Raw genomic sequence first — 3,156 nt, forward strand, 5'->3', positions numbered from 1 at the left:
GAGCGCACCATCTGGGGTAATCCCACCTTCGTCTCCTTCCGCTGAGCCCAGCGACTACCCGCGGCGCGCACCCCACCATCGAGTGGGGTGCGCGCCGTTTTGTCGCCCTCGCCTGCGGTTAGGAGGAGTGCGGATCCGTGGGCGCTAAGTGTGCAAGGGACGTTCGGATTCACCTCGATGCACCGACGGGCTCTCCAGTTGGATCGTGGCGTGCTCGAACGCGATCGGGAAGTGCGTCCTGACGCAGACATGGACCTCTTCGAGGATCCGCAGTGCGTGGGCTGATTCGAAGCACTCCTCCCCGACGACGACGTGAGCCGAGAAGATCGGCAGATTGCTCCCGATCGCTGAGGCGTGCAGGTCGTGGACGTCCTGGACGTGGTCGAGAGCGAGGATGTGCTCGCGCACCTGATCGAGATCCACTCCCTTCGGGGTGTACTCCATGAGGATCCGCAGTGTTTCGGCCATGATGCGGAACGCCCGAGGCACGATCAGCGCGGCGATGAACAAACCAGCCAGTGCATCGGCCTGTTGGAATCCGGTCAGCTGGATCACGATCGCGGCCGTGATCACGCCGAGCGAACCGAGAGCGTCATTGAGAACCTCGAGGAACGCGGCACGCATGTTGAGGCTCGAGTCCTTGCCTCCGGCCAGGATGAGGATCGCGGCGATGTTCGCGACCAGGCCGATCACACCGAAGATGAGCAGCTCTCCTGAGGGGACGTCCGGGGGGTCGGTTAGTCGCGAGATACCCTCGACGGCGGTGTAGGTGCCGACCACGATCAGGAGCGTGGCCTGGGCCAAGGCTGCCAGTACCTCGATGCGAGCGAATCCCCAGGTTCGGCTGCTGCTGGCCGGGCGCAACATCATGGTCGCCGCGATCAGCGCGACCAGCAGTCCGGAGGCGTCGACGAGGGCGTGCGCCGTGTCCGTGAGCAGGGCAAGACTTCCGGTGACGACGCTCCCGATCGCTTGCGCGAGCACGATGACGGAGGTGATGGCGAAGGCGATGGCGAGTCGCGTCCGGGCGGTGCTCGACCCGCTGCCGCCGTGCGAATGGTCGTGTCCTGAGCTCATCAGAGGTCCCCGTCCTCGAGGTTCTCGTGATCGCGGTGGTTCTTCAGGGAGAGGGTGGTCCCGGAGGTGTCGAGCAGGTCGTCCGCCACCTCGAGCAGGCCCTTTAGTCGGGGCAGATCGGCGAGGGTGAACCAGGAAGCGCGGCCTTCAGTGCGCGCGGTGACCAGACCGCAGTCGCGCAGGCACGAGAGATGCTTGCTGACGGTCGACTGGGCAAGGTGCATGTGTTCGACAAGGTCGCGAACTCGGTGCTCACCGGTCGAGAGGTGCTGGAGGAGAGCCAAGCGTGTGGGTTCGGCGAGGGCATGGAAGAGCGCGGCATGACTGTCTGCCACCTCGAACTGAGGCTCGGCCGGGATCGCATCAATCGTCATATGGCGATGATATCGCCATTTGGGGTTCCGTAAAGGGGTGGGACGGGACGAGTCGATCCTGATAGACGCGCGAAGGGGTCGCTCGTGGCACGTCGATACACTCGATGTGAAGCGCCCTGGGTTTCGTTCCGAGGTCAGGACGCAACGGGCGCTGAATCCTGGTCGTGAGTGTAGGCCGTCTCAACTTCTGCGGGAGTGCGGTAGCCGAGGGTCTCGTGGAGGCGGGTGGTGTTCCACCAGTGCACCCACCCCATGGTGGCCAGCTCCACCGCCTACACGGACTCCCAGATCCGCTTGGAGTGGATGAGTTCGGCCTTGTAGAGCCCGTTCACGCTCTCGGCCAGGGCGTTGATGCTCCTATAGTTGTCAACTCGCGATCTGACCGGTGCGAGGGTTGGTCTTCACGAGGTGGTATACCTCGCGGATCACGTACCTCTTGAGGCAGCGAATGATGTCTCGCTTGGACTTGCCCTCCGCGGTGCGTCGTGCCACGTAGGCGATCGTGGGCTCATGGAAGCGCATCCGCACGATGACTGTCCTGTAGATGGCTGCGTTCAGCTGACGGTGACCGCCATGATTGATCCGATGTTTTCCGCTGCTCATCCCTGAGCCTGTAGGCACGGGGCTGATGCCGGCGAGCTTGGCGAATGCTGCCTCGCTCTTGATCCGTTCGGGATTGTCCCCGGCCACGATGAGGATCTCCGCTGCCGTGTCCACGCCGATCCCGAACTGGTCGAGCAGGTGCGGCGCACGCGCGATCACGAGCCCCTTGATCATGGCCTCGAGCTCGAGGATCTCCTCGTTTAACGACAGCCACCGCCTGGCCAGCGACCGGAGCACATGACGATTGGCCTCCTCCGGCGTGCTCAGCGCGCGGGGGCGCAGGGAAGCGCAGCGGCGGGCGATCATCTTCTGCGTCTTCCCCTGCAGTACCTTGCGTAGATTTTCTTCGGCGTGCACGAGCATCGCCTTCAACGTGATCATCGCTGCAGAGCGGTCTTTGACCGCAGTGTCGTGAGCGACTTTGAGCTGACGGATCATTTCCACGCTCCCGTCGGCGCTCTTGGGCGTGGCGGTAGCGAAACCCGCGAGGACTGCGCGGGCCGCGTTCTCAGCGTCCAAGGTGTCGGACTTCCCGTTCAACCGACGCAGGCGTCGGTCTGGGCGCGAGACTTCCACGACCTTGTGCCCCTGGCGACGGATGTACGAGGCCAGACCAGCCCCGTAGGAGCCTGTGCCCTCGATGCCGAACGCGATGATGGTGCCGTAGTCCGCGGCCCATTCCAGTAGCTGCTGGTAACCGGCACGGTCGGTGGCGATCGTGCCGGTCGCGAGAATCCCACCGATCGAGTCCATGACGGCGGCCACGTGGATGTGCTTGTGGGTGTCCACGCCGATCACGACGTGACCGGAACGGGTGGGGGCGATCTGGCTCATGTACGAGGCTGTCCTCCGGCTACGGGTGCGGGGGCGGCACCGACGCCGGTGGGCGGACAGGACTGTCACGGGGACACGGTCACGAAAATGCTCCAGGCTCCTATCAGGTCACGCCCGGACCGGCGGCAGTGGTCGTACGTGCCCGGCCGCGGGCCCGACAGATCAACGCCAAGACACCATGTGGGTCAATCGTAGAGATGGGTCAGAGCACCACGGCCAGGACTTCCTCATCCTCGCGGAATCCGGCCCTCAGAGACTGACAGTCGTA

At 64.3% G+C, this 3,156-nt stretch carries 3 protein-coding genes and 1 pseudogene; all 4 read right to left on the minus strand.

What is annotated here, in order from left to right; translation table 11 throughout:
* Window positions 1-144: 144 nt before the first annotated feature.
* Window positions 145-1,077 carry a cation diffusion facilitator family transporter gene (locus ACTSKS_RS10930; RefSeq protein ID WP_041103451.1) on the minus strand — a complete coding sequence of 311 codons (933 nt, stop codon included), beginning with the start codon at window positions 1,075-1,077 and terminating at the stop codon, window positions 145-147.
* The gene (locus ACTSKS_RS10935) at window positions 1,077-1,451 is read right to left on the minus strand and encodes an ArsR/SmtB family transcription factor (protein ID WP_041103453.1); all 375 of its coding nucleotides are present in this window, start codon (window positions 1,449-1,451) and stop codon (window positions 1,077-1,079) included. Before ACTSKS_RS10935 ends, ACTSKS_RS10930 begins: the two co-directional genes overlap by 1 nt.
* Window positions 1,452-1,585: 134 nt before the next feature.
* Window positions 1,586-1,801, minus strand: a pseudogene (locus tag ACTSKS_RS10940) (integrase core domain-containing protein); the annotation flags it as partial.
* A 16-nt stretch (window positions 1,802-1,817) separates the two neighbouring features.
* On the minus strand, window positions 1,818-2,888 hold the full coding sequence (locus tag ACTSKS_RS10945; RefSeq protein WP_041103455.1) for an IS110 family transposase: 1,071 nt from the start codon (window positions 2,886-2,888) through the stop codon (window positions 1,818-1,820).
* Between the last annotated feature and the right edge of the window lie 268 nt (window positions 2,889-3,156).

The organism is Micrococcus sp. TCR-5 (assembly GCF_052220525.1).
In the GTDB taxonomy this organism is placed as follows: domain Bacteria; phylum Actinomycetota; class Actinomycetes; order Actinomycetales; family Micrococcaceae; genus Micrococcus; species Micrococcus luteus.

Coding starts and splice junctions, on each gene's coding strand:
- ACTSKS_RS10930 (WP_041103451.1), bottom strand. CDS start 1,077: ATGAGCTCAGGACACGACCATTCGCACGGCGGCAGCGGGTCGAGCACC.
- ACTSKS_RS10935 (WP_041103453.1), bottom strand. CDS start 1,451: ATGACGATTGATGCGATCCCGGCCGAGCCTCAGTTCGAGGTGGCAGAC.
- ACTSKS_RS10945 (WP_041103455.1), bottom strand. CDS start 2,888: ATGAGCCAGATCGCCCCCACCCGTTCCGGTCACGTCGTGATCGGCGTG.